Source organism: Altererythrobacter ishigakiensis, from assembly GCF_001663155.1.
Lineage (GTDB): Bacteria > Pseudomonadota > Alphaproteobacteria > Sphingomonadales > Sphingomonadaceae > Erythrobacter > Erythrobacter ishigakiensis.
The window spans coordinates 2243255-2269943 of the sequence record NZ_CP015963.1; the positions used below are offsets into that span (position 1 = coordinate 2243255).

The window sequence follows — 26689 nt, forward strand, 5'->3', positions numbered from 1 at the left end:
GGAACCGGAACGCCAGTACTGAGTGAGGTTTACCCGCAGCTTACGCTGCCTGGCGCAGCTTCTTCAGCTTCTTCAGCGCCATATTGCGCTTCAGGCGTGAGAGATGATCGATGAAGAGAACGCCCTCAAGGTGATCCATCTCATGCTGGATACAGGTTGCGAGCAGACCTTCCATTTTCTCTTCATGATGGTTGCCGTCCAGATCCTGATACCGCACCGTGCAGGTCGCGGGGCGATCCACATCAGCGTAAATCTCAGGCACCGACAGGCAGCCTTCCTGATACGTGGCAAGCTCTGCCGCCGGATCGACGATCACCGGATTGATAAATGTGCGTGGCTCTTTCTTCGTCGCGGGATGCGTGTGCTTATGCCCGTCATGTTCGCACTCGATCGGCTCCGCATCGGGGTCCTCCGGTTGCAGATCGATCACCAGCACGCGCTTGGGCACGCCCACCTGAATGGCGGCCAGGCCAATTCCGGGCGCGTCATACATCGTCTCGAACATGTCTTCGACGAGGGTCTTGAGTTCATCATTGAACTCGTCATCCTTGACGGGTTCAGACACGACCTTGAGCCGGGGGTCCGGCACTTCCAGAATTTCACGAATAGCCATGACGTTCAGATAGGGGACCTTGCGGAGAGTTTCAATCCACTGGTCGCCGCGCGCGCAAAGCCTGCGCCAGTGTGCCTTCGTCGAGGTAATCTAGCTCACCGCCTACCGGCAAGCCATGCGCCAGCTGCGTGATGCGCAGCGGAAGCGCCTCTAGCCGCTCAGCGAGGTAATGCGCGGTCGTTTGCCCCTCTAAGGTCGCATTCATCGCCAGCACAACTTCGTCGATCCCGCCCTCTTCGATACGCGCCATGAGCGAAGCCACGTTGAGGTCCTCTGGTCCAATACCGTCGAGCGCAGACAGCTTGCCGCCCAGCACATGATATCTGCCAGTGAACAGCCGCGCCCGATCCAGCGCCCACAGGTCCGCCACATCTTCCACCACGCACAGCGACTTTTGATCGCGGCGCGGATCTGCGCAGATTCCGCATGGGTTCTTCGTATCGACATTCCCGCAAGTGTCGCATTCTATCAGCGTGTCGCGAACTGTACCCAAAGCATCGAGCAGCGTCGGCAACGCCTGTTCGCGGTTCTTGACCAACCACAGCACCGCACGCCGCGCGCTGCGCGGTCCCAGACCGGGGAGGCGCGACAATGCGCCTGCCAATGCTTCGATCTCTTGCGATGCCATGGCGTGACAGATAGGGGCTTGTTCGAATTCGAGAAAGGCCCGCCTGCACTGTTATGCGCCCCAAAATGAAAATAGCTTTCATGGGAACCCCTGACTTCGCCGTTCCGGCGCTGGTTGCTTGTCATGAGGCAGGGCATGATGTTGTGTGCGTCTATACGCAGCCGCCGCGCCCGGCGGGCCGGGGCAAGAAGCTGCAACCCTCCCCCGTGCAGCGCAAGGCGGAGGAGCTGGGGATTGAGGTTCGGTATCCGACCTCGCTCAAGAATGAAGAGGCGCAGGCAGAATTTGCGGCGCTACAAGCGGATGTGGCGGTGGTCGCCGCATATGGTCTGATCCTGCCGCAGGCGATCCTTGATGCGCCGACGCACGGCTGCCTCAACATCCACGCCTCGATCCTGCCGCGCTGGCGCGGGGCCGCGCCGATCCATCGCGCAATTTTGGCAGGTGATGAGGAAACCGGCGTCACGATCATGCAGATGGAAGCCGGGCTTGATACCGGGCCGATGCTGGCCAAGGTAATGACGCCGATCAATGCCAAAACAACCGGCGAACTGACAGAGGAACTGGCCAATCTGGGCGCCAATGCAATGGTGGGCGTGCTCAACGATCTGGAGCATCTGGCCGGGATCCCGCAGGATGATGATGCGGCAACCTATGCGCCCAAAATAGACAAAGCCGAAGCGCGGATTGACTGGTCAAAACCGGCAGAGGAAATTGAACGGTTGGCGCGCGGGCTCGCCCCTTTCCCGGGCGCATGGTTTGAAAGCGACGGAGAGCGCTTAAAATTGCTGCGGGCAGAATTGGCCGAAGGTTCAGGTAAATCCGGTGAGGTTCTCAATGAAGATTTCACCATCGCTTGCGGATCCGGCGCGATCCGCCCACTCCGCCTACAGCGCGCGGGCAAACCGGCTATGGATCGCGAGGACTTTCTGCGCGGGAATCCCGTTGTGCAAGGGATTACCCTTCCGTGACCCGTTTCGCGCTCACTCTGGAATTTGACGGCACCCCGTTTCAGGGCCTGCAACGGCAGAAACACGGGCCAAGCGTGCAGCAATCTGTCGAGGAAGCGGCACAAGCCGTCACGGGCGAAGGGGTGCGGCTTCACAGCGCGGGAAGAACCGACACGGGCGTGCATGCGCTGGCCATGCGCAGCCATCTCGACATCGCAAAGGAGATCGAGCCGTTCCGCTTGATGGAAGCATTGAACGCACATCTGCGGCACAACCCCATCGCGGTCACGCACTGCAAGGTCGTGCCAGACGATTGGCACGCGCGTTTTTCCTGCATCGGGCGCAGCTATGTCTATCGCATCATCAACCGCCGTGCGCCGCTGACACTTGATATCAAGCGCGCCTGGCAAGTACCACAAGAGCTTGATGAAAAGGCGATGCATCGCGCCGCACAATCACTGGTTGGTGAGCATGACTTCACCACTTTCCGTTCCGTCCATTGTCAGGCGCAAAGCCCGATCAAGACGCTCGACCGATTGGATGTTGAGCGAGATGGCGATGAGATTCGCGTTCATGCCGCTGCGCGCAGTTTCCTGCATCATCAGGTGCGCAGCATGGTCGGCTGTTTGAAGCTTGTCGGGCAAGGTGTCTGGAACGAAGATCAAGTCGCTGAAGCGCTCGCGGCGCGCGACCGGCAGGAATTAGGGCTTAACGCCCCGCCGCATGGTCTCTACTTCGTTAATGCAACTTACCCCGATTCTTGAGAGGAATGATCATGACCACCACTGGCAAACAGCTTTTCACCACGCTCACCGCAGATGGCAAACTGACGCTGGAGGTGAGTGAAGAGAGTTTCCCCGAACCAATGGGCAATCAGGTGCTGGTCGAGATGGAGGCGGCGCCGATCAACCCCTCTGATCTGGCGATCCTGACCAGCGCAGCCGACTTCGACAATGCCGAGTATTCACCCGGCAAAGTGGTCGCGCAAATGCCTGAGCCTTTCCTCTCAGGCCAGAAAAGCCGCCATGGTCAGCGTTTGCCAGCCGGCAACGAAGGTGCAGGTACCGTCATTGCGACGGGCGATGGCGACATGGCCAAGGCGCTGATGGGCCAGCGCGTCGCCTGCGTCCCCGGCAATGCATTTTCGCAATACGCCATCGCCGATGCGATGATGTGTCTGCCACTGGGCGAGCACAGCGCCGAAGTGGGTGCGTCCAGCTTCGTCAATCCGATGACGGCGCTGGGCTTTGTCGAGAACGCAAAGATGGATGGGCAGAAGGCAATTGTTCACACAGCCGCGGCATCAAACCTTGGGCAAATGCTGATCAAGATATGCCAGCAAGACGGTATCGAGCTGGTCAATATCGTGCGCAAGGCCGAACATGTTGAGATGCTGAAAGGCATTGGTGCGAAATATGTCGTCAACTCCTCGGACGATGATTTCATGGATCAACTGCGCACAGCTATTGACGAAACCGATGCTTTCTATGGTTTTGACCCAATCGGCGGAGGGCAGGCAGTCGACAATGTGTTCAAAGCGATGGAGCAAGTCGCGGTCAGCAAGATGACGGAATATTCACGCTATGGCTCGAACCAGGCAAAGCGGATGTTTATCTACGGCCGTCTGGACTTCGGCCCGACGATCCTGACGCCCAGCTATGGCTTTGGCTGGACGCTGTCAGGCTGGCTGCTGACGCCATTCCTGGCCAATGCAGGTATGGAAACCGTTGTGAAGATGCGCACCCGGGTGCAACAAAACCTGACCACAACATTTGCTTCAAGCTATAAAGCCAAAGTCAATCTGGTAGAGATGCTGACCAAGGACGCGATCCTTGACTATCGCCAGATGAAGACCGGCGAGAAGTATCTCGTCGCGCCTTGGGGCTGATTTTTCAGCGGTTATCAAATGCTGACTGGATCGCGCCGGGATCAGTGATCCCGTTCGCGATCAGCAGCTGCAGCAGGATTCGCGCTTTTTGGGGATTGAGGGCCCGCGCAGCGACGAAACCGTTGACATCGTCTTCCGGCTCGCGATCAACCAACCCTTCATCCGTCCGACTGGCCCGGACAATAATCAGCCCATCTTGGGCAAAACGGGCCAGTTCGCGCCGCACAGCGTCAGGCATATTGCCTTCGCCCACCCCGGCAAGCACCACACCGCGTGTGGTTTCGCCGATCATGCATCCCAAAGTTCTCGGCCCCATTCCGGCATAGACGTAAATGACTGGAACCTCTGGCAGAGTGTCGGCCCAATCGAGCTGCACTCCGGCATCGCCGCGCCAAGGCGCACCAAACCAGTCGAGCGACGCAGGCGTAACCAATGCAACCGATTCGCGTGGAAAGCCGCGAAATGCATCGGTGCCGCGTGTACGCACCTTGTGAACATCGCGTGCAGCAAACACCCGGTCACCCATGACAACCAAGACGCCGCGGCCGGATCCGTCCTGATCGCTGGCAACCCGAACCGCATTCGCGAAGTTCCGCATCCCGTCATAGCCCACTGCATCGGCAGGCCGCATTGCCCCGACCACGACCACTGGCTTGGTTGAAGGCAAAGTCAGATCAAGAAGAAAGGCGGTTTCTTCAAGCGTATCTGTGCCGTGAGTTACGATCACTCCGTCGCAATTATCATCGGCGAGCGACTCTACGATCGATCGATGTAATTCGTTCCAAACCTCGGGTCCGATGTCCGCCGAATCAATGTTTGCTATCTGCTTGCCAGAGAGCTCCGCCTCAAGTCCCAGTACACCTACTCGATCAAGATAATCTTCGATGTTGATCTGCCCAGACTTGTAGTCAGACGCGATTGCAGAGCCCGCAATACCTGCGATTGTACCGCCAGTGGCGAAAACAGTGACGCGTTTGGTCATAATTTGTCCGCTTAATCGCGAGAATATGCAATCGGCAATTGATTTTGCGAAAATGCACGCTAGATAGCGCGTCTCCGTAAGACGGAATGGGCGATTAGCTCAGTTGGTAGAGCATCTCGTTTACACCGAGAGGGTCGGCAGTTCGAGCCTGTCATCGCCCACCATTCCTAAAACGTCGTGTCCTAATTTGCCTTGGTAATCGCCTCTTCAATGGCAGCGATCGCTTCTTCGGAATCCCAATGATAACCGCCGGCAACACGGAACAGCTCAGCGCCATTAGCATCGTACAGCACAGTAAGCGGCATCGCCCCTGATCCGCCAAAACTCACGCCCAGATCGTTCGCTGGATCAAGCCATTGTTCAAGGTGCGCGAAATCGCGATCCGCGAAGAATGGCTCCACAGCCTCCGCACCGCGCATGTCCTGACTGACAGTAATGACCCGAAGCTCACCGTCCTTCTGAGCCGCCAGTTCGTCGAGCATAGGCATTTCGACAACGCATGGAGCACACCATGTCGCCCACAAATTCAAAAGCACGGGCGTGCCTTGTAATGCACCCAGATTCAGCTCTTTGCCTTCTGGATCGGACACTGTAATCACGGGCATCAGCTCACCAGCGAAGCTGTAATCAATCTCTCCGGTCAACTCCTGCTTGTCGGCGCCCAATTGCTCCTGCTGTTGCGCAGGATCGCTGGCACCACTATCGCAAGAAGCAAGAAACACAGCCGAGGCAAGAATGAGCGGCAATCGTAAAGACACGGGGCAAAGCTCCAATCAGATGTGGGGCGGAAGGTTCGCTGAAGGACCTAGTGCGATCATGCGCGAAATCAATGCTTCGATACCTTTCGACAAGGCATTGTGGCGTCAGGATATCGCCGCATCAAAGGCTCACGTCGCGATGCTGGGCGCGACTCGGATCATTTCCGCAGAAGATATGCAAACCATCTCCGATGGCTTGGATCTAGTAGCAGCGGAATACGAACGCGATGGCGTGCCTGAGGATTGGGACCTTGAAGACATCCACATGACGGTGGAAGCGCGGCTGACCGAGCTGATCGGCCCGGTCGCGGGGCGCCTTCACACCGCGCGCAGCCGGAATGATCAGGTGGCGACCGACTTCCGCCTATGGGTGCGCGACACGATCGACGAATTCGACGCGGCCCTGGACCAGCTGCAACTGGCCTTGCTGGCGCAGGCAGAGACACACGCTGACAGCATTATGCCCGGCTTCACTCACCTTCAAACCGCACAGCCGGTAACATTGGGCCATCACCTGATGGCGTACTTCGAGATGATTGAACGCGACCGGGATCGCTTCAATGATGCGCGCACGCGCCTCAGTATGTGCCCACTGGGCAGTGCCGCCCTCGCTGGCACAGGTTTTCCCATTGACCGTGACGCGACTGCCAAATCGCTCGGCTTTGCCGCGCCCACGCGCAATAGCCTGGACGCCGTATCTGATCGCGACTTCGCACTAGATTTCCTCACCGCTGCAAGCCAATGCGCGCTTCACCTTTCGCGACTAGCCGAAGAGTTCATTATCTGGGCAAGCCAACCCTTCGGCTTTGTCCGCTTGCCTGACAGCCTTTCGACCGGCAGCTCAATCATGCCGCAAAAGAAGAATCCTGACGCGGCGGAGCTCGTGCGCGGGCATGCTGGCCGGATCATTGGCTGCGCGACGTCATTGATGATCACAATGAAGGGCCTGCCCCTCGCTTACTCCAAGGATATGCAGGACGATAAGCCTCCCGTGTTCGAGGCTGCGGGTCTGTTAGCGCTCAGCATTGCCGCAATGACAGGAATGGTTGCTGACAGCGCATTCAAGACTGACCGTATGCGTGAAGCGGCGGAGCTGGGATATGCGACTGCAACCGACCTTGCCGACTGGCTAGTTCGAGAAGCCGGCATCCCCTTCCGCGAGGCGCATCACATCACTGGTGCTGCGGTGAAGCGTGCAGAGGCCGACAGCGTTGCCCTCGACCAATTGTCGCTGGATGCGCTTCAGGAAATCGACAACCGGATTGACGAACGCGTGTTCGAAGCGCTGTCGGTCGATGCATCGGTCGCGTCGCGTAACTCATATGGTGGCACCGCCCCCGATCAGGTAAGACTGCAGATCGCCGCAGCAAAAAAGCGTATGGGGATCGAACAATGATGAGACGATCGCTTTTAGCACTCGCACTTGCGTCGGTGGCGCTCGGCGCTTGCGGTCAACGCGCAGATATTGAGCCACTCGCCAATGCAAGCTTGCCGACAGCGCCCTTTGGCAGCGAGGCAAAACCGGAAGCCGAACAGCTACTCGAACTGGAAACTTTGGCTGCGCCGGAACGAAGTGTGGAGCTCAGACGTCGTTCGGAAGAACGCGAAGACGATCCGTTCGATCTTCCACCTGAGTAGAGCGACTTCAGTACCGCAATGGACCATTTCTCTATCATAGACGGCGTACTCCACGCCGAAGACGTGGCTCTGCCAAAGATCGCACAAGCGATAGGCACGCCAGTTTACGTATACTCGCAAGCTACATTGGAACGACACGCGCGCGTTTTTCGTGAAGCATTGGACGACGTGCCAGACAAGCTGATCGCCTTTGCGGTCAAGTCGAACCCGAACCTTGCTGTTCTTAAGGTACTTCAGAGTCAGGGCTATGGTGCTGACGTTGTGTCCGTGGGCGAAATGCGCCGGGCACTCGCCGCGGGCATTGCACCAGACATGATTGTCTTTTCGGGTGTCGGCAAAACGCGGCGCGAAATGATTGAGGCGCTCGAAGCCGGCATCGGTCAATTCAACATCGAGAGCGAAGAAGAAGGCCTCGAACTGGCAGAGATTGCCGAGGGTATGGGGCTGACAGCGGATTGCACGCTTCGGATCAATCCGGACGTTGACGCAGGAACGCATGACAAGATCTCGACGGGCAAGGCCGATAACAAATTTGGGGTGCCGATTGATCAGGCTGGCCAGATTTTCGGGAGATTGGCAGAACGAAGCGGCGTAAACCTTCGTGGTGTCGCCGTGCACATCGGCAGCCAGCTTGCCGACATTGCTCCGCTGGAGCGCGCCTTCACGAAATTGGGTGGTTTGGTCAACGCGCTGCGCGGCGCGGGACACACAATCACCCATGTCGACTTGGGCGGCGGGCTTGGTGTGCCCTACCGCAAGGGCGAAATCCTGCCGAGCCCAGCTGAATACGGCGAAATGGTCGCCCGCGTTACCAAAGACTGGGGCGTCAAACTGATATTCGAGCCAGGCCGCGTTATCGCCGGGAATGCCGGCGTGCTGCTGACTGAAGTCGTCCGGGTGAAGCGCGGGCTCAACAATCCCTTCGTTATTGTCGATGCTGCGATGAATGACCTGGCCCGGCCCGCTTTATATGGTGCCTACCACCATTTCGAAGCGGTCAGGCCAAGCGGTGAGAGCATGACAGCGAACATCGTTGGACCGATCTGTGAGACCGGCGACACCTTTGCCATGGGCCGCGAATGTGACAAGGTTGAAGGAGGCGACCTGGCTGTCTTCCGTACCGCAGGGGCCTATGGTGCGACCATGGCCAGCTCTTACAATTCTCGAGGATTTGTGGCCGAAGTATTGGTCGACAAAGACCAATTCGCAGTTGTGGCAGAGCGCGTTGACCCCGATTCATTCATCGATGCAGAGCGTGTGCCGGGCTGGCTATAAATGATAAATTCGCTTCCACTATTCCATCGGATAAAAGGCCAGAAGGTTTTGGTATTGGGAGATGGAAATGCTGCGGAGCCCAAAAAGCGGCTCGTTCAGAGAGCCGGCGGCATAATTGAAGACGACATGCAGCGCGCAATCGACGAAGGATTGAGATTGGCTTTCGTTGCCTATGATGATCCGAGCGCGTGCAAAAATGCGGCGATCAATCTGCGTTGTGCCGGCATGTTAGTGAACGTGGTCGACATGCCTGACCTATGCGACTTTATCACTCCCAGTATTCTCGATCGCGATCCGGTTCTGATTGCTGTTGGAACGGGTGGAGCATCAGCGGGGCTCGCCAAACATGTGCGACTACGGCTCGAACGGATCTTGCCGCAGTCACTTGGTAGGCTGGCCAAGGCCCTGTTCAACGCACGTGAGAGGCTGCGCGAAAAATTTCCGGAAGGCGCAGAAAGGCGGCGAGCGATCGATGACGCATTGTGCGAAGGAGGCGCGCTCGACCCTTTCGAGACCGGCAGCGCGGACAGGGTTGAGAAGTGGCTGAGCGATAAACTTGACGACAATACCAAGCTTGTCGAGCACATCACGCTTACAAGCACAGACCCTGAGGATTTGACGCTGCGCCAGGCACGGCTGCTGGGTGTTGCGGACGTGATCGTGCTTGTCGGCGACATACCTGTCCCCATCCTTGCTCGCGCGCGTGCCGACGCAAAGCAAATAGATGCTGCCTCCTTCACGAGCCCCGAACCGGGAACAAAGGTCGTCAGATTGATCGCAGTCAATCCTGCTACCTAAGCGACCGGAGGCCGCCCTCTTGCCGCGAAACAGCCGATCATGACATCTGGCGCACAAACACTCAGCGAAGCGAAAAGATTATTCGCTCCAGAATTGAACCATTTCGCCTTTTGAGCGGACTATTCATTCAATGACACGAAAATGCTCCTTGGCCGCCGAAACGTCCGCTGGACTCTATGACCAGCTGCTCGTTACTTTGGCGAAGAACGGAGATCGGAAGGCAGCCGATTTGCTGGTGCGCCGTTGGCACCCGCGCCTGGTGCGCACGGCCAGGCGATACACTGGAGATGCCGGGCTTGCAGAGCAGCTCGCGCAGGAGTGTTGGATCGGCATCTTGCGTGGTCTGTTTGGACTACGCGATCCGTCAAGATTCGCCCCATGGGCTTTCACAATCATGCGAAAGAAAGGGGCGGATATGATCCGGACATCGATTCTGGAGGCAGAGCGGCACCATGAACCAATGGACAGCTCTCAAGCCGCCCAACAGGAGGATCGCGTGGCCATTGCGCAAGCATTTGCTGCATTGCCGACAGATCAACGACTGGCTGCGCATCTACACTTTGTCGAAGGGCTGACGCTAAACGAGATCGCCGCAGTTCAAGGCGTACCGCCAGGCACCGCCAAGACCCGTATCTTCCACGCCCGCCGCAAGCTGAAAGCAGCGCTAGGCGAGCAAGCGGGCACACCAACTAGTAAGGAGACCTGATATGAGCACCATAGATGAACGCATCAGCGGCGCACTGAGCGAAGACGACCGCGCTTTTCTAGCGTCGCTGGACGAAGAGCGCGGACTTTTTACGCAGATTGGCGATACATTGACTGGTCCACTGGGTGGATGGTCAAAGCTGATTTTCGTGATTGCCATCGTCGTTGGATTGACGATGGTCTATGCAGCCTATCGGTTCTTCACATCGCCCGGCGGGGAGGATCTGCTGTTCTGGGGCCTAGTCTCCCTCGGTGCCTTGATGATGCAGGGATTTATCAAGGAATGGTTTTATAACCGAATGAATATGATCGCCGTGCTGCGCGAGCTAAAGCGCCTGCAAGTTCAGGTCGCTATGTTAAGAGAAGTCGCCGACTAATTGAACGGACGCAGAATCTGAAGAAATCCCCGCTCTATCGACCTGTTTACTGATAAGACAAACTGGCGGGGATGGGCGCGAGGCGAGCTAGGCGAGTGGGATGATCAGCGGTCAATCGATAAATGGGTCGCGCACCAGGATCGTGTCATCACGTTCGGGGCTAGTTGATACCAACGCCACCGGCGTTTCGATCAGTTCCTGCACTCGCTGGATGTACTTGATCGCATTGGCGGGCAAGTCCGCCCAACTGCGCGCTCCGGCGGTACTTTCACTCCACCCTTCGAGCTCTTCATAGATTGGTTCAACTGAAGCCTGATCGCCCGCGTGGCTGGGAAAGTAATCAAGCACATTGTTGTTGAGGCGATAGCCGGTGCAGATTTTGATTGTCTCCAGACCGTCCAGAACATCAACCTTGGTAAGAGCAATTCCGGTCACGCCGCTGATTGCGCAGCTTTGGCGTACCAGTACGGCATCGAACCAGCCGCAACGACGCTGACGCCCGGTTACGGTGCCAAATTCATGTCCACGCTCACCCAGCCGCTGCCCAACATCGTCATCAAGCTCTGTCGGGAACGGGCCACTACCCACCCTTGTGGTGTAAGCCTTGACGATCCCGAGAACAAATCCTGCACTGCCCGGCCCCAGACCTGAACCAGAGGCTGCTGTACCGCTCACCGTGTTCGAGCTAGTGACGAAGGGATAAGTGCCATGATCTACATCAAGCAGCACGCCTTGCGCACCTTCGAACAGAATCTTTGCGCCAGCCTTGCGTACTTTCTTTAGGCGCTTCCACACCGGCTGCGCGAATTTCATGACGAACGGCGCGATCTCTTTCAAGTCGTCAAGTAAACGTTGACGGTCGACAGGCGGCTGATCGAATCCCGCGCGCAAAGCGTCATGATGGGCGCATAGTCGGTCGAGCTGCGCTTCGAGACTGTCCAGGTGCGCAAGGTCACAAACGCGGATTGCACGGCGCCCAACCTTGTCTTCATAGGCCGGCCCTATTCCACGCCCGGTGGTGCCGATCTTGCCCGAACCAGCCGCTGCCTCACGCAAGCCATCGAGGTCGCGGTGGATCGGCAGGATCAACGGGCAATTGTCCGCAATAGCCAAGTTGTTATCGTTAATAGTGACACCCTGGCCTTCAAGCTTGGTCACTTCATCACGAAGCGCCCATGGATCAAGCACTACGCCATTGCCAATCATGCTAAGAGTGCCGGATACGATACCGGATGGCAGAAGGCTGAGCTTATAAGTCGTACCATCGACCACCAGTGTATGGCCCGCATTATGGCCGCCTTGAAACCGGACCACAGCGTCCGCGCGGCTGGCGAGCCAATCAACTATCTTGCCCTTCCCCTCATCGCCCCACTGGGCACCAATCACAGTTACATTGGCCATATTTGCGCGTCCTCACCTGCCAAGGTGATCCTCGCAGTCCTTCGACAGGACTCGACTACGGGATTGTAATGAAGGAACCGAAAGAGGTCCCGAATGCGCTGCGCGCGATAAAGTGGTGACCACTCCAAAGTCAAGCACTCGAATCCTTCCTATCTGCGGTTGCTTCGCAAAACCCGGCGGAACTGTCTGCAGCTCTAGAGTTCAGAAAGCTCGCTGCCGTTCAAGCAGTAGGTACAGCCAAGCGCTAAGGCGTCCTCGCCATCGCCGATTTGGGCGATAGTCCGATAGCCCTTGGCGCGAAGCTGCACCGCCTTGGATTTGTCATACCCCTCGGCAAGGTAAACCAAAGGTCTGGGTTCAAGCGAACTGGTCGCCTCTGCCAGCTGATCGGCATAGATCGTGAATCCGGTCGCAGCTTCGGCGCTTCCCCCAATATTGTAAGTGCCGCCGCGACCCAATGAGCCACGAATGCCATCAGCATATAACGTGAATCCAAACCAGCTCTGGTATTCGAAGCCGTGCCGCTCGGTTGGGTCCAGTGTGACCCGCGCAGTATCGCCGACCAGGGCAGCAATCGCCTCCAGCCCTGTTATCCGGCTGGCCAGAGCGCCTCCGGCATCAATCGCGCGCAGTTTTTCCAGTGCTTCAACCAATGGTCCGGTAGCATAGAGGAGCGGCAGATACGCTTCGGCGCCCGCGGCGCGAAGACCGCCAGCATCCTTCATATCAAGTTCGCGACGGACATCATCAACTTGCTCCGGCGAGAGCGGTAGAGCGCTCTCTGACAGCGTGTCTACCAGATCGGGCAGCGTGAAATCGACAGAGATACCGGTCAATCCTGCAGCGGCTAGCGCTTCAATAGCAAGCACCACGATTTCCCCGGCTGCAGCCACGGTGTCCGCGCCAATCAATTCCGCCCCCAACTGTATGCGTTGGCGGGCAGGCGCAAGCTGGTCTGCCTTTATCAAAGCCGTTTCACCGCAATAGGCAAGCCGCAAAGGCCGCGGCGCACCTGCCATGCTCGTAGCCGCAATTCGGCCAATCTGCGGAGTTATATCGCAGCGCAGCGCGAGTGTGCGGAGGCTCACTGGATCAACAAAGCGGAACATCCTCCGCGGTTGAACGCCATCCATGCGTCCAGCGAGTGACCTTTCAAATTCAACCATGGGAGGCCGGACGCGATCATAGCCATGACCGGTGAGCACATCCAAAGATGCGCGCATCGCGCGAGTGATCGCTTCCGCCTCTTGTGGCAGCTTATCCTCTAGGCCCTCAGGCAGCAGATCGTCTGGATTCGTCATGACAAGCGGGCGCTTGCCCGATCCACCGTCAGAATTCCAGCGCTTTGACCAATTTGACGCCTTCGATCTCGCTCGCTTGCGCTATGACATCTTCGGGAATGGCATCATCAAGGCTGAGCAGAAGTACGGCTTCTCCGCCTGCGGCACGTCTACCCAGATTGAATGTGCCGATATTGATACCGTGCGAACCAAGCAGCGTTCCGATACGACCAATAAAGCCCGGCTTATCATCGTTGACGACATAGAGCATGTGGCCTTCAAGCTCTGCCTCGATACCAATACCGAAGATCTCAACCAGGCGCGGAGCGTCGTTGCCAAACAGCGTGCCCGCCACCGATCGTGGCCCATCAGTTGTCTGCACAGTTACACGGATCAGGGTGTTGAATGCCCCTTCACGCGATTGACGCACTTCACTGACTTCCAGCCCGCGCTCCTTCGCCAGGTACGGCGCATTGACCATGTTCACCGTATCAGAATAGCGGCGCATGAAACCTGCCAGAACGGCCCCGGTTATCGGTTTTCCATTCAGCTCAGCAGCCGCGCCTTCGCGCTCGATGCTGATCTTCTCCAGATTGCCGTGCGCCAATTGGCCCACCAGCGAGCCCAGTTTTTCGGCAAGGCCCATATAGGGCTTCAGCTTCGGTGCTTCTTCCGCACTGAGCGAGGGCATGTTCAGCGCATTGGTAACGCCCCCGTTGACCAGATAATCGCTCATTTGCTCCGCGACCTGAAGAGCCACATTGACCTGCGCTTCAGTCGTGGATGCGCCCAGATGCGGCGTACAGATGAAGTTCGGAGCGCCGAACAAAGGATTTTCCTTGGCAGGCTCTTCTGCGAACACGTCAAGCGCAGCCGCCGCTACCTGCCCGCTCTCGAGGCAATCCTTGAGCGCGATTTCATCGATCAGGCCGCCGCGTGCACAATTGACAATGCGAATGCCCGGTTTAGCATTTTCCAGCCGCTCGCGGCTCAGGATATTGCGCGTTTGGTCGGTCAGAGGCGTATGCAAGCTGACGAAATCGGCTCGGCTCAGCAGGGTATCGAGATCAACCTTTTCAATACCAAGCTCAATCGACCGCTCTTCTGTCAGGAACGGGTCGTAGGCAATAACCTTCATCTTCAGACCTTGCGCACGGCTCGCGACAATTGAGCCGATGTTCCCTGCACCAATAAGACCCAGCGTCTTACCGGTGACTTCAACACCCATGAAATCTTTCTTCGGCCATTCTCCGGCTTGCGTGCGGGTGTTGGCAGCGGGGATTTGGCGAGCAAGCGCCATGATCATAGCGATGGCATGCTCTGCAGTAGTGATCGAGTTGCCGAATGGCGTGTTCATCACGACTACGCCCTTGCCCGAAGCATAAGGGATATCGACATTGTCGACACCGATCCCGGCACGGCCAATCACCTTGAGATTGGTCGCCGCATCGAGAATCTCCTTCGTCACAGTTGTTGAAGAACGGATCGCAAGGCCATGGTACTCGCCAATGCGTGCCTTCAGCTCCTCCGGGCTTTCGCCGGTGATCACATCAACATCACAGCCACGCTCTTCAAAAATGCGTGCTGCATTCGGGTCCATCTTGTCAGAGATGAGTACTTTGGGTTTGGTCATAGTGAATTCCTGTTGCTGGAGCGCGCCTACACGCGCTGCCTCAGTCAAAAAATTGTTCGAGAATCAGGCTTTGAGGCTTTCCCAGGCCCAATCGAGCCAAGGGCCAAGCGCTTCAATGTCAGCCGTATCAACGGTTGCTCCGCACCAAATGCGAAGGCCAGCCGGTGCATCACGGTATCCGGCGATGTCATAGGCCGCATCTTCCGCTTCGAGCAGACCAGCAAACTTCTTGATAAAGTCCGTATCTGCGCCCTCAACCGTCAGGCATACGCTGGTGTTTGAACGTGTTGCCGGATCAGCCGCGAGATGGCCAAGCCAATCCCGCTCCTCCACGATACCATTGAGCGCAGCGGCGTTCGCATTTGCGCGGGCAATCATGCCCTCAAGCCCGCCAACCGACTTTGCCCATTCAAGCGCGAAAATCGCGTCTTCAACCGCCAACATGCTGGGTGTGTTGATAGTTTCACCAACGAAAACCCCCTCGATCAACTTTCCGCCCTTCGTGAGGCGGAAGACCTTGGGCAGCGGCCATGCGGGTGTGTAGCTCTCCAGCCGCTCAACCGCGCGCGGGCCCAGGATGAGAACGCCATGCGCGCCCTCCCCACCCAGTACTTTCTGCCAGCTGAAAGTCAGCACATCGACTTTGTCCCAGGCAATGTCCTGCGCGAAAACAGCGCTGGTCGCATCTGCAATGCTCAAGCCTTCGCGGTCGGCGGCGATCCAATCGCCATTCGGAACGCGCACGCCAGAGGTCGTGCCATTCCAAGTGAAGATAACATCATTCGACCAATCAACTGCGCCAAGATCCGGCAACTCGCCATAGGGCGCTTCCATTACCGAGGGGTCGATCTTTAGTTGCTTGACTGCGTCGGTCACCCAACCCGCGCCAAAGCTTTCCCAGGCCAGCGTCGTAACAGGGCGTGCACCAAGCATAGTCCACATCGCCATTTCAACAGCACCCGTGTCTGAGCCGGGCACAATACCGATCCGATGCGTGTCCGGCACTTGCAGCACCTCGCGAAGAAGATCGATGCAATATTTCAGGCGCGATTTGCCAATCTTGGAGCGATGCGATCGCCCAAGGGACTCGGTGGAAATTTTGTCTGGAGACCAGCCCGGCGGCTTTGCGCAGGGACCAGAAGAGAAATGTGGGCGCGCGGGTTTCCGCACGGGTACGCTTAGTTCAGTCATGTAGACTCTCCTTACAGAGAGCACGCGCGGCGTTGGGACCGCGTGGCCCACGCTCCGCATTAATGTTGCGCACAAAGGAGTCAATGAGGAATAGGAATTCATCGACAAGGCGCTTTGGGAACAGGATAGGTGGCCAGCGCATTTTCCAGCCTCTAACACTCGCCAATTAAGCTCAGCTTCTCTATGTCACGGTTCAAGATGAAAAAGAGCGATCTTCGCATTGCCCTGTTTAGCGGCAACTACAACTACACACGCGATGGCGCGAACCAGGCGTTGAACCGTTTGGTCGAATATCTGCTGCGCCAGGGCGCGGCCGTGCGGGTATACGCCCCAAAGGTGGCTGAGCCGGATTTTCCACCTACCGGCGATCTTGTTGGCGTGCCTAACGTTCGCATGCCGGTAAAGGGCAGAGGTGAATACCGTTTGCCAACCGGGTTAAACCGCAGGGTCAGGGAGGATCTGGTCAAGTTCGAACCGAACATTGTGCATCTATCATCACCTGATCCGGCTGGCCACGCGGCGCTCCGTTGGGCGCAAGACTATGATTTGCCTGTGCTCGCATCCGTCCATACGCGGTTCGAGACCTATCCGCGCTACTATGGCGCCGGTTTTCTGGAGCCTGTTGTAGAGTGGATCCTGCGACGGCTCTATAACCGTTGCGATGCACTGGTGGCGCCTTCGCAAAGCATGGTCGACACCCTGTTAGAGCAGGATATGCACGACGACATCACGATCTGGTCACGTGGCGTAGATCGAACAATCTTTGACCCCTCCAAGCGCGATATGGAGTGGCGACGGTCGTTAGGGCTAGAAGACGATGACGTGGCTATCGTTTTCCTCGGCCGCCTGGTGATGGAGAAGGGGCTGGACGTCTTCGCCGACACGATCATTGAGCTACGCAAACGACAGGTCCCGCACAAAGTGCTCGTCATCGGCGATGGTCCAGCCAAGGATTGGTTCAAACAAGCGTTGCCCGGGGGGATTTTTGCCGGGTTCCAAACCGGTTCCGATCTTGGACGCGCACTCGCGAGCGGAGATATCTTCCTCAATCCCTCGATTACAGAGACATTCGGTAACGTAACGCTTGAGGCAATGGCCAGCGGTTTGCCCGTCGTGGCAGCGGGCGCAACAGGCGCATCGTCGCTGGTCAAACCGGGCGAGACTGGCCAGTTGGTTCCTCCGGGCGATACTGCTGCTTTTGCTGAGGCAATTGCACCCTATTGCGTCGACAATGAGCACCGCCAAGCCCATGGAAAAGCAGGCGAACAGAAATCACGTGAATACAGTTGGGATGCAATCAATCAGGTCGTCGCAGATACCTACATCCGCCTCGTCGAGGCACGCGAGGAACTGCGAGCCGCCGACGAAGCGAAGGTTAAAGCTGCGCTGGAATCAGCGTAGAACGCCCTCAGCCGTCATCCGGCGTGCATACCACAGCATGAACAGCGTCGTGACCCAGATCGTGATATTGAGTGGAAGGCTTTGCAGTTCAGCAGGCACTTCAATCATGAAATTCTGATAGATCGTAGTCCCGATCAGTCCGACAACTGAAATGGTCAACGACGTGACCGCCCAGTGTGAACGGAAAAGTATCAAAACTGATCCAAAAAACGCACCCCAGACTCCCATTGCCCACAAGGCGTTGGACCATGCTGGAAACGAGTTGAAAAAGGCTATCTGATCCGGCGTCATACCAAGGTCTTCGAGCCGATTCAGATGTGTCATCAAGTAGCTGAAAATGCCAACGGCGTTCCACAGCAGCGTTAGGACGCCCACGGCCCAAAGATGCCAGGGCGCTTTCGTTGCTTCGCTCATAATAGATCTCCCCTCCAAGATCGGTACTAGACCGACCTCAATGAGGGGAGAGTATTAGTTGATTAAGCTCGGCGCAAATACGTTAAGGCTTTGCCTAACGACAGACCTAGAGGCGCTCGATACGTTTGGCCACTTCGTCAATGATATCAACGATCTGGTCTACGGTGTTCTTGTCGAGTTTGCCAGCCCGCGCGCGGTTCTTAAGTACTGATGCGAGATTGCCCATCGCGCGGAACAGATCCGGAGACTTCTCTTTCACTTTCTCCGCACGATCACCATGCTCGTTGAGGCGGCCCATCAGTTCATCAACTTCGTCCGCGCGATCTTCCAGTTCAGCCTCACCTGACGAGGTGACTTCAAAGGGCTTCTTGCCAGAGGTCTCCTCATCGCTATCCTTACCTTTTTTCTTGGGTTTGGCTTGCTTGATCTGGCCTTCTTCCTCGAGCATTTGCAGCGTCGGATAGACCGCGCCGGGGCTTGGCGCGTACGCACCACCGGTCATCTCTTCGATTGCCTTGATCAGCTCGTAACCATGACGCGGTTCTTCATTGATCAGGGCCAGCAAGGCCAGTCGCAGCTCGCCAGTGCCAAACATGCGGCCACGGCGCTTGCGACTGCGCGCGCCATCGTGCCAGTCGCGCGGTTTGCGTCGGCGGCGTGAACTTTTGAACTCGTCCTCCCACTCGTTGGCAGCCGAAGCCATTGCCATTGCAATCATCGGCCCCAGATTATTCCAACCACCGCGTCGTGAACCATTCCAAGTCATTTTGTATCTCTCTTATGACTGTCTTAGATAGCTCTAAGATATATCGTAGATTGCCCTTTGCAAGTGTATGGTGGAATTGAGCGACGAACGGCTTATGAGGTTCGACCAATGGCTGATCTGTTCGCAAACGACCCTTCTGGCGCTCAATCTGAGCCCTTCAAGCCGCGCGATGATGCGCCTCTGGCGGATCGTTTACGCCCACGCTCGCTGAGCGAAGTCATAGGTCAGGAGCATCTGACGGGCCCTGAAGGCGCGATTGGCCGGATGGTCGCAGCGGGCAAGTTATCCAGCATGATCCTTTGGGGACCGCCAGGGACCGGCAAGACCAGCATCGCGCGACTACTCGCGGATGCGGTCGGCATGCGTTTCGTTGCGGTGAGCGCGGTCTTCTCAGGTGTGGCGGACCTGAAAAAGGCCTTTGCCGAAGCGGACAAGATGGCGAGCGCTGGCAAGAAAACACTGCTGTTCGTGGACGAAATCCACCGCTTCAATCGCGCGCAACAGGATGGCTTTCTTCCGTTCGTCGAGCGCGGAACTGTCACACTGGTCGGGGCAACCACCGAAAACCCCAGCTTTGAGCTGAACGCAGCTTTGCTCAGCCGCGCGCAAGTGCTGATCCTGAATCGGCTGGACGGCAATGCGCTGGAAAAACTGCTCGACCGGGCGGAAGCGCTGGAGGGTCCGCTCCCCTTGAATGAAGATGCACGCGCGGCGATGATCGCGAGCGCTGACGGCGATGGGCGGTTTCTGCTCAACCAGTGTGAAACGCTCTACAACGCAGATATTGAGGAGCCACTCGATCCCGCTGGCCTGAGCAAATTCCTGCAGCGCCGTATGGCGGTCTATGACAAGGATCGCGAAGGGCATTACAACCTTATCAGTGCGCTACATAAGAGCTTGCGGGGATCTGATCCTCAAGCCGCCCTGTACTATCTCGCACGAATGCTGGTCGCGGGTGAAGAGCCGCTTTATGTCCTGCGCCGCCTTGTCCGGTTTGCCAGCGAAGATATCGGGCTGGCTGATCCGCAGGCATTGACCCAATGCCTTGCCGCCAAAGATGCCTATGACTTCCTTGGTTCGCCCGAGGGTGAACTCGCGATTGTCCAGGCGTGCCTCTATTGCGCGACGGCTCCCAAATCGAACGCCGCATATGTTGCGCAAAAGTCCGCGTGGAAAAGCGCGAAGGACACCGGCAGCCTGATGCCGCCGCAAAATATCCTCAATGCGCCCACACAGCTGATGAAGGATGTGGGGTATGGCTCAGGCTACAGCTACGATCATGATGCTGAAGATGGCTTCTCCGGCGACAACTATTGGCCGGAAGAGATGGAGCCGCAAACGTATTACTCGCCCATCGAACGCGGGTTTGAGCGCAAAGTCAAAGAGCGGATCGAATATTGGAATCGTCTGAAGGAAGAGCGCGGGTGAACCCCAACCGCTTCACGCATTTCCTCGCGATCGATTGGTCAGGCGCCAAGGGCGAGCGACACAAGGGCATCGCGCTATCACTGGCGGATGCGGCAGGCGGGCCACCTGTACTGGTGGAACCACCACCGCGAGGTTGGGCGCGCAACGAAGTACTTGAGTTGCTGCGTGACGAAATTCCGCGCGATACGCTCGTCGGGATGGACCTTGGCATTTCGTTGCCCTTCGCAGATGCGGGAGCTTTCTTTCCGGAATGGAGCGAAAGCCCGAGCGATGCCAAGTCACTTTGGGCTCTGATCGACCGGATTTGCGCCGGGGACCCACACCTCGAATGCGGCAGCTTCGTTACCCATGAACAGGCGTCGCGCTATTTCCGCCATTCGAAGGAGCACGTAGGCGACCGTTTTCACTTGCCTGACGCGCTAACACGCGAAGGTCGTTTCCGTTTGGCGGAGAAGGCGCAGCGAGAACAGGGCGTGCGCCCGGTGAGCAATTTCAATCTGGTAGGCGCTGCACAAGTCGGTAAATCAAGCCTGACGGGAATGCGCATGCTGCATCGATTGCGCGGCCATGTCTCCGTCTGGCCGGTCGATCCCTTCCCCAATTCGGGTCCAGTCGTGCTTGAGATGTACACTTCGATAGCTGCACGCGGAGGCGGTGTGAGCGGCGCAAATACCAAGCTGCGCAGCTACGAAGACCTCAACCAAGCGCTCGCGCAACTTGGATCGCCACCGGTATCCGGCGAAGGGCCGATTGATGATCATTCGTCCGACGCATTGGTCACGGCAGCGTGGTTGCGCAAGATTGGGCAAGACGCACGGTATTGGCAGCCTAAAGGGCTTACTCCGGACATTGCTCGAACTGAGGGTTGGACCTTCGGCGCCTTGTAGTTCGCCCTGCCGCCGCCCAATTTTTTTGGGCAGGATATCTTAGCGGTACAGGTGCGACGTGTCGCGGCGTTCCTTGCGATATCCAATAGACCGCAGATCTTCGAGCATAGCTTCGCGTTTGCGGTCTGCTTCCGTAATCGGCCGGCGGTGATCGACCTGTTTGGGATGCGCTTCGGCACCTCCGTCTGCAGCGTTGATCATGTTCAGAACATTGATGTTGTGATCCTTGATCATGCCAGGAATCAGGAAAAGATCAGCCAGCAACCAGAACCCCAAAGCAATCCATCCAACAATGGGAATCAATAGCAGGATCAGCTGCGCAACGCCCGACTTGGTTTTTCCAGCGTAGAAGCGATGCACCCCGAACATACCGAGGAACAGCCATAAGAGATAGCCGATTGCGACCGACTTGCTGTTGTTCTCATATGCTATTTGACTTTGGAGACTAACGGACACCACGAACCCCTTTCTTCGCCTCTCAAGATATATCTTAGAGTTCGGCGCTGCAAGCAGCTTGCGGTTCAATTCGACGAAATGCACATGGTGGTCGGCTAAATTGGAAAAACCCCAAATCGGAAAATCTCGAATTGGAGAAACAGGGTCTGGACATTTGCCGCTTTGTAGATAAAGGGGCGCGTCTTGAATGTCAGTGCCGGCTTAGCTCAGTTGGTAGAGCAGTTGATTTGTAATCATCAGGTCGCGAGTTCGAGTCCCGCAGCCGGCACCATTCAACCCCTTCCGCGATATCCCTGAACGCCCTGTTCCGGCACCCACAGTCCCTCAGGGATCGGACCGCTTTGCCAGAACACATCGATCGGAATGCCTCCGCGCGGATACCAATAGCCGCCGATACGCAGCCATTTCGGTTTCATTTCGGCGGCCAGCCGCTGGCCAATGCCCACCGTCACATCCTCGTGGAATCCATTGTGATTGCGGAAAGACCCGAGGAACAGTTTCAGGCTTTTCGATTCAACAATCGTATTCCCCGGCGCGTAATCAATCACGAGATGGGCAAAATCCGGCTGACCGGTTACCGGGCATAGCGAAGTGAACTCAGGAGCCGCAAAGCGCACTAGATACAGTGTCCCTTCGCGCGGATTGGGGACGTAGTCGAGTTGCGCCTGTTCAGGTGAGGCGGGAAGTTCGGTCTGTTTACCTAGAAACTGCGGGCTTGGTTGGTCGCTCATGCCGCGCTGTTGCCTTGAAGTTACGTTGAGCGCAAGAGTTGGTCTCGATCGCGTTGGGTTCACTCGATATTCAGCGCAGGTGCCGCTTGACCTGTTTTGCCGCCATGAAACCCGTTCTGCATCTTTTTGCATACATATTTTCGCTGACGCTGTTCGCAGCGCCGCTCGCCGCGCAGCAAAGTGTGCAGGATTTTTCATTGCCGCCAGGCGAAACGTCCGCACCTGCTCCTGAAGTCGTCGGACCAGCCGACGAGACCGCCGGCGTCGCGATACCGCCACGCAGAATCACAACACCCATACCCTCGCCCGCACAAACACCTGCTCCAGCGACCGCACAGCCCATAATTCAACCAATACCGGCGCCGGGCCCAGCGCCTGAAACGGTTCAACCCACGTCTGCTCCGCCGCCTTCATCGCGCCCTTCTGTTGCCACAACCGCAACGCCTGAGCAGACGCCATTGCCCTCTCCTGCCAGCTCCTTTGATGACACCACCCAAAGCGAAGACCCATCGACGACTTCAATAATACCGCCAGCAGAGCCCGCTGTGTCATCAACTGTCCAGATAGAGCCAGTAGCCTCACACAAAGGACCCTCCCCTCTGGATTGGTGGCCGTGGATCGCAGGCTTGTTCGGCGCGCTATTGGCTGGCGGCGCAGGCGGATGGGTTTTCGCACGAAGACGCGTACGCGCTGCCCCTTCGCCAATTAAGCCGCCCATAACACCGATGCCTCCTATTCCGAGTGACGGTGTCGGGCGTTTGCGCGGCGACAAACTGAAAGTCTCTGTAGATGTAGAAAGGCTTATGCGCAGTGTGATGATGCTCACACTCAAATTCGACGTTCGGCTCGCCAATAGACAGGAACATGCGTTGCGTGACAACCGAATGTCTGCGGAGTTGATCAGTGCCAGGCGGGGATTGTCTATGGAACAACAAACGGCAAGCGCCGGAAGCTCACTGCAGCGGATTGGGCAGGCTGCACGCATTGGACCCAATCAGACCGGTACAATCCGGGGTCAGCTCCAGATGCCGATTGGCGATTTCGAGGTATTTCGCCAAGGTCAGATACCGTTCTGCGTCCCGATCTTGCTCTTGCGGTTAGAGGCTGAGGGAATCGAACCACAACATCATACGTTTCTGATTGGCCTTGCTCCTACGCAGCCGGGTGGTCGCGTGCAGCCGCTGCCGCTTTCCGGCCCGCCGGGCGGATATGATGGCGTGATTGCAAAGCGGTTGGAGCGGACATCCTGACACTCATATCGGTCAGTCTTGACCGCCCCTCTCGACGCGCGCGTGCATCGCGGCTAGTCCTCCTGCAATGGACAGCCTGGTTTCAACAGATTGGCTCGCAAGAGAGCTTGATGCGGAGGACCTCGTCGTACTTGACGCCTCCCTTCATTTGCCGGGCACCGGACGGAACGCTCAGGACGAATTTCGTTCGGCTCATATTCCTGGCGCGCGCTTTCTCGACTTGGCCAAACTTGTGGACGACACGTCTGACGTGCCTCAGGCGCTGCCTCGCCCTGAACAATTGACCGCTGCACTGGCGGCTTGCGGTGCGGACTGCAACAGCCGGATCGTTTTCTACGATGACAGCCCGGTTAAGACTGCAGCAAGAGCATGGTTCCTGTGCCGGGCGCATGGGCTGGAAGATGTTTCAATCCTCGATGGCGGGATTGCGAAGTGGAAGTTCGAGGATCGGTTGGTTGAAAGCGGCGAAACCAACGCGCAACCAAAAGATCATTTCGATTTGCAAGCGCCGGAGCGCATTCGCCTTAAGCAAGATATGCTGTCGAACATAAAGAGCGAAGTCGCACAGGTAGTCGATGCCCGGGATCCCGGGCGTTTCTCTGGCACTACAGAAGACACCGTGCATGGACAGCCGACTGGTCACATCCCCGGTTCTTGCAATTTGCCATTTGCCACTCTGTTCAATCATGACGGCACTTATAAATCGATCGATGAACTGCGGCAGGCCTTAAGCGATGCAGGCATTATGCCTGACAAGCCCGTGATCACGACTTGCGGCAGTGGCGTAACCGCCTGCGTCCTGCTTTTCGCTCTGCATCTTACGGGTCGCGACGACACCGCGCTTTACGACGGGAGCTGGCTCGATTGGGGCAGCGATCCTGACACACCCAAAGCCACGGTGGATTCGTGAAGAGGGATAGCGAGGATAAGAAACCGGCTACAAAGCTGGTCGAAGCGGGTCGGCGCGAAGAGTGGACGGGCCGGGTCGTCAATCCGCCGGTCGTGCGTGCCAGCACGCATCTCTATGCGAGCGAAGCGGAACGCAAAGAGACGCTCAAGAACAATAAGGACGGCGTCCACTACTATGGCCGACGCGGTGCACAAACGCAGTGGGCGCTTGCCGAAGCGCTTACAGAGATTGAGCCCGGCGCAGATGGCACCGTGCTCTATCCCAGCGGCGTGGCCGCGATTGTCGGTGCTTTGATGGCGGTGCTGCGCCCCGGTGACGTGCTGCTAGTAAGCGACAACTCTTACGAGCCCAGCCGCCTGACTGCGATGGGCCTGTTGAAGAAATGGGGTGTGGAGCATCGCTTCTTCGATCCATTGGATCTTGAGGCCTACGAAGCCGCATTTTGCGCGAAAACCCGCGCAGTATGGCTTGAGAACCCGGGCAGCTTGACAATGGAGGTTTGCGATATCCCGACCATGGCGGCCATCGCACGTAGACGCGATGCGGTCAGCCTTATCGACAATACATGGGCCACATCACTGGGCTTTGCAGCGCTCTCCCACGGTTGCGATATCAGCGTGATGAGCCTGACCAAGCATATCAGCGGACATTCGGATGTGATGATGGGCTCTGCCAGCGCGGGAGAGCGTTGGCACCGTTCGCTGCGCCTTACCAGCCAGCAATTGGGGCACGTTGTTTCACCCGATGATGCGTCGCTGATGTTGCGCGGTCTTCGGACGATGCAGGTTCGACTGGAAAAGAGCACCAAATCCGCGCTCAGGGTCGCCGAATGGCTCGCATCCCGATCAGAAGTGGCGCATGTCCTTTGCCCCATGATGCCAGGCGACGCAGGGTATGATTTATGGAGCCGAGATTTTACCGGCGGATGCGGGCTGTTCAGTTTCGTCTTGAACGGCCGTGACGAAGCCGCTCGTGCGCGTTTGGTCGACAGTCTCGAGTTGTTCGGGATCGGCTATAGCTGGGGCGGTTTCGAGAGCCTGGCCTTGCCATTTGACCCTGCCGCCATTCGCAGCAACTCCAGTTGGCCGCCGCAGACGTGGGACCAGAATGACAGACTTGGCGTTAGACTTTCGATAGGGCTAGAAGATCCCGACGATTTGATCGCTGACCTGTCGCAAGGTTTTGAAAAAATGGACAACGCATGACCACCGCAGCAACTCTTCCAGCTGATGTTACCGATGTCGAGGATCAGTCCACAATCACAGAGGACGCCGCAGACGATACGAATACAGGTGCTGCACCTTCAACAGATGAATCCGTGCCCGACACAGTCAAAGAACCCGTGGAAGTCATCGAAGCGTCGGGCGAGTTCGTGGAAGGGGTTGGAGAAAAGAGCGAGACTGCTGGCGCCTTCCTCGAATGGATGAGTGAGATAGCCTTCGAAATCGGCAACTTGCGCATCTCGTTGCTTGATGTGTTCCTTGCTGTCGGGGTTGTCTTACTGGTCATGACTGCTGCGTGGATGGCCATCAGGCTAAGCCGCAGTCTTATCAAACGAATAACCCGCTTTGACAGTACGCAGAAACTGCTGGCCGAGAAGCTTAGCACAGTGGCTATATGGGCTCTCGCGTTCCTGATCGGGATAGATTTACTCGGCATTGACTTGACCGCCCTTGCCTTTTTCGGAGGCGCGTTTGGTTTGGCCATCGGTTTCGGCCTACAGAAAACCTTTGGTAACCTGATCTCTGGAATCATCCTCTTGCTCGACAAGTCGATCAAGCCGGGGGACGTCATCTCCGTAACAGATCAGGCAGGCAACGAAGCGATCGGCCAGATTCGCAAAATAGGCATTCGCGCGATCTCCGTGATCACCCGTGATCAGACAGAACACCTCATTCCCAACGAAAACCTGATGATCAATCAGGTCGTCAACTGGTCATACAGCTCAAAGGATGTGCGGGTGAAGGCGCCCATTGGCGTTTCTTATGACAGCGATTTGGAATTGGTCAGCCGCTTGCTCTATCAGGCTGTTGACGATGTTCCTCGCGTACAGGCCACGCCCAAACCTCGCGTCAATCTGATGGGGTTTGGTGACAGCTCGGTAGATTTCGAAGTGCGATTCTGGATTCAAGATCCTGAAGAGGGGATCGCCAATATCCGCTCTGATGTTTACACGCGCATTTGGGAACTGTTCAAAGAGCATGGCGTAGAGATCCCATTCCCGCAACGCGATCTCAATCTGCGCACCAACAAGCAGTTCGAGAAACTGATCGAAGCACTTGGGAATCGGGCTGAAAACGGCTCTAACTCATAGAGTTATTTCGGTTAC

Annotated in this window: 29 protein-coding genes and 2 tRNA genes; 18 read left to right on the forward strand and 13 right to left on the reverse strand. The window is 57.2% G+C overall.

The window, feature by feature from the left end; translation table 11 throughout:
• Positions 1–40 precede the first annotated feature (40 nt).
• Entirely contained in the window at positions 41–613 is a 573-nt protein-coding gene (gene def / locus A6F69_RS10750; protein WP_067601066.1) for a peptide deformylase, read from the reverse strand.
• Between the two features lie 31 nt (positions 614–644).
• On the reverse strand, positions 645–1241 hold the full coding sequence (recR, locus tag A6F69_RS10755; RefSeq protein ID WP_067601069.1) for a recombination mediator RecR: 597 nt from the start codon (positions 1239–1241) through the stop codon (positions 645–647).
• Positions 1242–1306: 65 nt separating this feature from the next.
• Between recR and fmt the strand changes: the two genes are divergently transcribed.
• Genes fmt through A6F69_RS10770 form a run of 3 tightly spaced genes read left to right on the forward strand, consistent with a single transcriptional unit; the run spans position 1307 to position 4079 of the window.
• Positions 1307–2212: a methionyl-tRNA formyltransferase gene (fmt, locus tag A6F69_RS10760; RefSeq protein ID WP_067602974.1), complete on the forward strand. Its 906-nt coding sequence runs from the start codon at positions 1307–1309 to the stop codon at positions 2210–2212.
• Positions 2209–2955 carry a tRNA pseudouridine(38-40) synthase TruA gene (truA, locus tag A6F69_RS10765; protein ID WP_067601072.1) on the forward strand — a complete coding sequence of 249 codons (747 nt, stop codon included), beginning with the start codon at positions 2209–2211 and terminating at the stop codon, positions 2953–2955. The genes fmt and truA overlap by 4 nt, the downstream gene beginning before the upstream one ends.
• An 11-nt stretch (positions 2956–2966) precedes the next feature.
• Positions 2967–4079: a zinc-binding dehydrogenase gene (locus tag A6F69_RS10770; protein ID WP_067602971.1), complete on the forward strand. Its 1113-nt coding sequence runs from the start codon at positions 2967–2969 to the stop codon at positions 4077–4079.
• Between the two features lie 4 nt (positions 4080–4083).
• Here the strand turns inward: A6F69_RS10770 and A6F69_RS10775 are convergent, their stop codons facing one another.
• Complete coding sequence (locus A6F69_RS10775) at positions 4084–5061, reverse strand: asparaginase (RefSeq protein ID WP_067601075.1); 978 nt, start codon at positions 5059–5061, stop codon at positions 4084–4086.
• An 88-nt stretch (positions 5062–5149) separates the two neighbouring features.
• Between A6F69_RS10775 and A6F69_RS10780 the strand changes: the two genes are divergently transcribed.
• Positions 5150–5225 (forward strand) — tRNA-Val (locus tag A6F69_RS10780).
• Between the two features lie 18 nt (positions 5226–5243).
• Here the strand turns inward: A6F69_RS10780 and A6F69_RS10785 are convergent.
• A complete protein-coding gene (locus A6F69_RS10785) occupies positions 5244–5783 on the reverse strand; it encodes a TlpA family protein disulfide reductase (RefSeq protein WP_245638235.1) in 540 nt (179 codons plus the stop codon).
• 13 nt (positions 5784–5796) lie between these two features.
• Here A6F69_RS10785 and argH point away from each other — a divergent pair, with 13 nt between their 5' ends.
• The 6 genes from argH (at position 5797) to A6F69_RS10815 (ending at position 10612) form a co-directional block, all read left to right on the forward strand.
• Positions 5797–7215 (forward strand): argininosuccinate lyase, encoded by a 1419-nt coding sequence (gene argH / locus A6F69_RS10790; RefSeq protein ID WP_067601078.1) that lies wholly within the window; start codon positions 5797–5799, stop codon positions 7213–7215.
• Complete coding sequence (locus tag A6F69_RS10795; RefSeq protein ID WP_083984777.1) at positions 7212–7457, forward strand: hypothetical protein; 246 nt, start codon at positions 7212–7214, stop codon at positions 7455–7457. The genes argH and A6F69_RS10795 overlap by 4 nt, the downstream gene beginning before the upstream one ends.
• Positions 7458–7475: 18 nt before the next feature.
• Complete coding sequence (gene lysA / locus A6F69_RS10800; protein ID WP_067601084.1) at positions 7476–8732, forward strand: diaminopimelate decarboxylase; 1257 nt, start codon at positions 7476–7478, stop codon at positions 8730–8732.
• A complete protein-coding gene (locus tag A6F69_RS10805) occupies positions 8733–9530 on the forward strand; it encodes a precorrin-2 dehydrogenase/sirohydrochlorin ferrochelatase family protein (protein ID WP_067601086.1) in 798 nt (265 codons plus the stop codon).
• A gap of 130 nt (positions 9531–9660) precedes the next feature.
• The gene (locus A6F69_RS10810) at positions 9661–10236 is read left to right on the forward strand and encodes an RNA polymerase sigma factor (protein ID WP_067601089.1); all 576 of its coding nucleotides are present in this window, start codon (positions 9661–9663) and stop codon (positions 10234–10236) included.
• A 1-nt stretch (position 10237) separates the two neighbouring features.
• Positions 10238–10612, forward strand: a complete 375-nt coding sequence (locus A6F69_RS10815; RefSeq protein WP_067601092.1) for a DUF6768 family protein — start codon at positions 10238–10240, stop codon at positions 10610–10612.
• A 111-nt stretch (positions 10613–10723) separates the two neighbouring features.
• Here the strand turns inward: A6F69_RS10815 and A6F69_RS10820 are convergent, their stop codons facing one another.
• The 4 genes from A6F69_RS10820 to A6F69_RS10835 all read right to left on the reverse strand — a co-directional run bounded on the left by A6F69_RS10820 (position 10724) and on the right by A6F69_RS10835 (position 16117).
• The gene (locus A6F69_RS10820) at positions 10724–12013 is read right to left on the reverse strand and encodes an adenylosuccinate synthase (protein ID WP_067601095.1); all 1290 of its coding nucleotides are present in this window, start codon (positions 12011–12013) and stop codon (positions 10724–10726) included.
• 194 nt (positions 12014–12207) lie between these two features.
• A complete protein-coding gene (locus A6F69_RS10825) occupies positions 12208–13314 on the reverse strand; it encodes an ATP phosphoribosyltransferase regulatory subunit (protein WP_067601098.1) in 1107 nt (368 codons plus the stop codon).
• A 28-nt stretch (positions 13315–13342) separates the two neighbouring features.
• Positions 13343–14926 (reverse strand): phosphoglycerate dehydrogenase, encoded by a 1584-nt coding sequence (serA, locus tag A6F69_RS10830; protein ID WP_067602980.1) that lies wholly within the window; start codon positions 14924–14926, stop codon positions 13343–13345.
• Between the two features lie 63 nt (positions 14927–14989).
• Positions 14990–16117, reverse strand: a complete 1128-nt coding sequence (locus A6F69_RS10835; RefSeq protein WP_067601101.1) for a phosphoserine transaminase — start codon at positions 16115–16117, stop codon at positions 14990–14992.
• A 198-nt stretch (positions 16118–16315) separates the two neighbouring features.
• Here A6F69_RS10835 and A6F69_RS10840 point away from each other — a divergent pair, with 198 nt between their 5' ends.
• Entirely contained in the window at positions 16316–17518 is a 1203-nt protein-coding gene (locus A6F69_RS10840; protein ID WP_067602983.1) for a glycosyltransferase family 4 protein, read from the forward strand.
• Here the strand turns inward: A6F69_RS10840 and A6F69_RS10845 are convergent.
• Both A6F69_RS10845 and A6F69_RS10850 read right to left on the reverse strand, forming a co-directional pair.
• The gene (locus tag A6F69_RS10845; RefSeq protein ID WP_067601104.1) at positions 17510–17932 is read right to left on the reverse strand and encodes a hypothetical protein; all 423 of its coding nucleotides are present in this window, start codon (positions 17930–17932) and stop codon (positions 17510–17512) included. The two genes, A6F69_RS10840 and A6F69_RS10845, sit on opposite strands and share 9 nt — an antisense overlap.
• A gap of 106 nt (positions 17933–18038) precedes the next feature.
• A complete protein-coding gene (locus A6F69_RS10850) occupies positions 18039–18698 on the reverse strand; it encodes a PadR family transcriptional regulator (RefSeq protein ID WP_245638236.1) in 660 nt (219 codons plus the stop codon).
• Positions 18699–18806: 108 nt separating this feature from the next.
• On the opposite strand from A6F69_RS10850, the gene A6F69_RS10855 reads away from it, so the two are divergent.
• Both A6F69_RS10855 and A6F69_RS10860 read left to right on the forward strand, forming a co-directional pair.
• Positions 18807–20126 (forward strand): replication-associated recombination protein A, encoded by a 1320-nt coding sequence (locus A6F69_RS10855; protein ID WP_067601107.1) that lies wholly within the window; start codon positions 18807–18809, stop codon positions 20124–20126.
• Positions 20123–21013 carry a hypothetical protein gene (locus tag A6F69_RS10860; protein WP_067601110.1) on the forward strand — a complete coding sequence of 297 codons (891 nt, stop codon included), beginning with the start codon at positions 20123–20125 and terminating at the stop codon, positions 21011–21013. The genes A6F69_RS10855 and A6F69_RS10860 overlap by 4 nt, the downstream gene beginning before the upstream one ends.
• Positions 21014–21052: 39 nt before the next feature.
• Here the strand turns inward: A6F69_RS10860 and A6F69_RS10865 are convergent, their stop codons facing one another.
• A complete protein-coding gene (locus tag A6F69_RS10865) occupies positions 21053–21469 on the reverse strand; it encodes a TM2 domain-containing protein (RefSeq protein ID WP_211352808.1) in 417 nt (138 codons plus the stop codon).
• Between the two features lie 195 nt (positions 21470–21664).
• Here A6F69_RS10865 and A6F69_RS10870 point away from each other — a divergent pair.
• Positions 21665–21740 (forward strand) — tRNA-Thr (locus tag A6F69_RS10870).
• A 1-nt stretch (position 21741) separates the two neighbouring features.
• On the opposite strand, the gene queF is transcribed toward A6F69_RS10870, so the two are convergent.
• Positions 21742–22200 (reverse strand): preQ(1) synthase, encoded by a 459-nt coding sequence (gene queF / locus A6F69_RS10875; protein WP_067601115.1) that lies wholly within the window; start codon positions 22198–22200, stop codon positions 21742–21744.
• A gap of 385 nt (positions 22201–22585) precedes the next feature.
• Positions 22586–22918 (reverse strand): hypothetical protein, encoded by a 333-nt coding sequence (locus tag A6F69_RS10885; RefSeq protein ID WP_067601121.1) that lies wholly within the window; start codon positions 22916–22918, stop codon positions 22586–22588.
• A gap of 7 nt (positions 22919–22925) precedes the next feature.
• Here A6F69_RS10885 and A6F69_RS13185 point away from each other — a divergent pair, with 7 nt between their 5' ends.
• From A6F69_RS13185 to A6F69_RS10905, 4 genes are all read left to right on the forward strand, one after another.
• A complete protein-coding gene (locus tag A6F69_RS13185) occupies positions 22926–23450 on the forward strand; it encodes a hypothetical protein (RefSeq protein ID WP_067601123.1) in 525 nt (174 codons plus the stop codon).
• Between the two features lie 67 nt (positions 23451–23517).
• The gene (locus tag A6F69_RS10895; RefSeq protein WP_067601126.1) at positions 23518–24360 is read left to right on the forward strand and encodes a sulfurtransferase; all 843 of its coding nucleotides are present in this window, start codon (positions 23518–23520) and stop codon (positions 24358–24360) included.
• The gene (gene metC / locus A6F69_RS10900) at positions 24357–25565 is read left to right on the forward strand and encodes a cystathionine beta-lyase (RefSeq protein WP_067601129.1); all 1209 of its coding nucleotides are present in this window, start codon (positions 24357–24359) and stop codon (positions 25563–25565) included. The genes A6F69_RS10895 and metC overlap by 4 nt, the downstream gene beginning before the upstream one ends.
• Positions 25562–26674 (forward strand): mechanosensitive ion channel family protein, encoded by a 1113-nt coding sequence (locus A6F69_RS10905; RefSeq protein ID WP_067601132.1) that lies wholly within the window; start codon positions 25562–25564, stop codon positions 26672–26674. The genes metC and A6F69_RS10905 overlap by 4 nt, the downstream gene beginning before the upstream one ends.
• Positions 26675–26689 lie beyond the last annotated feature (15 nt).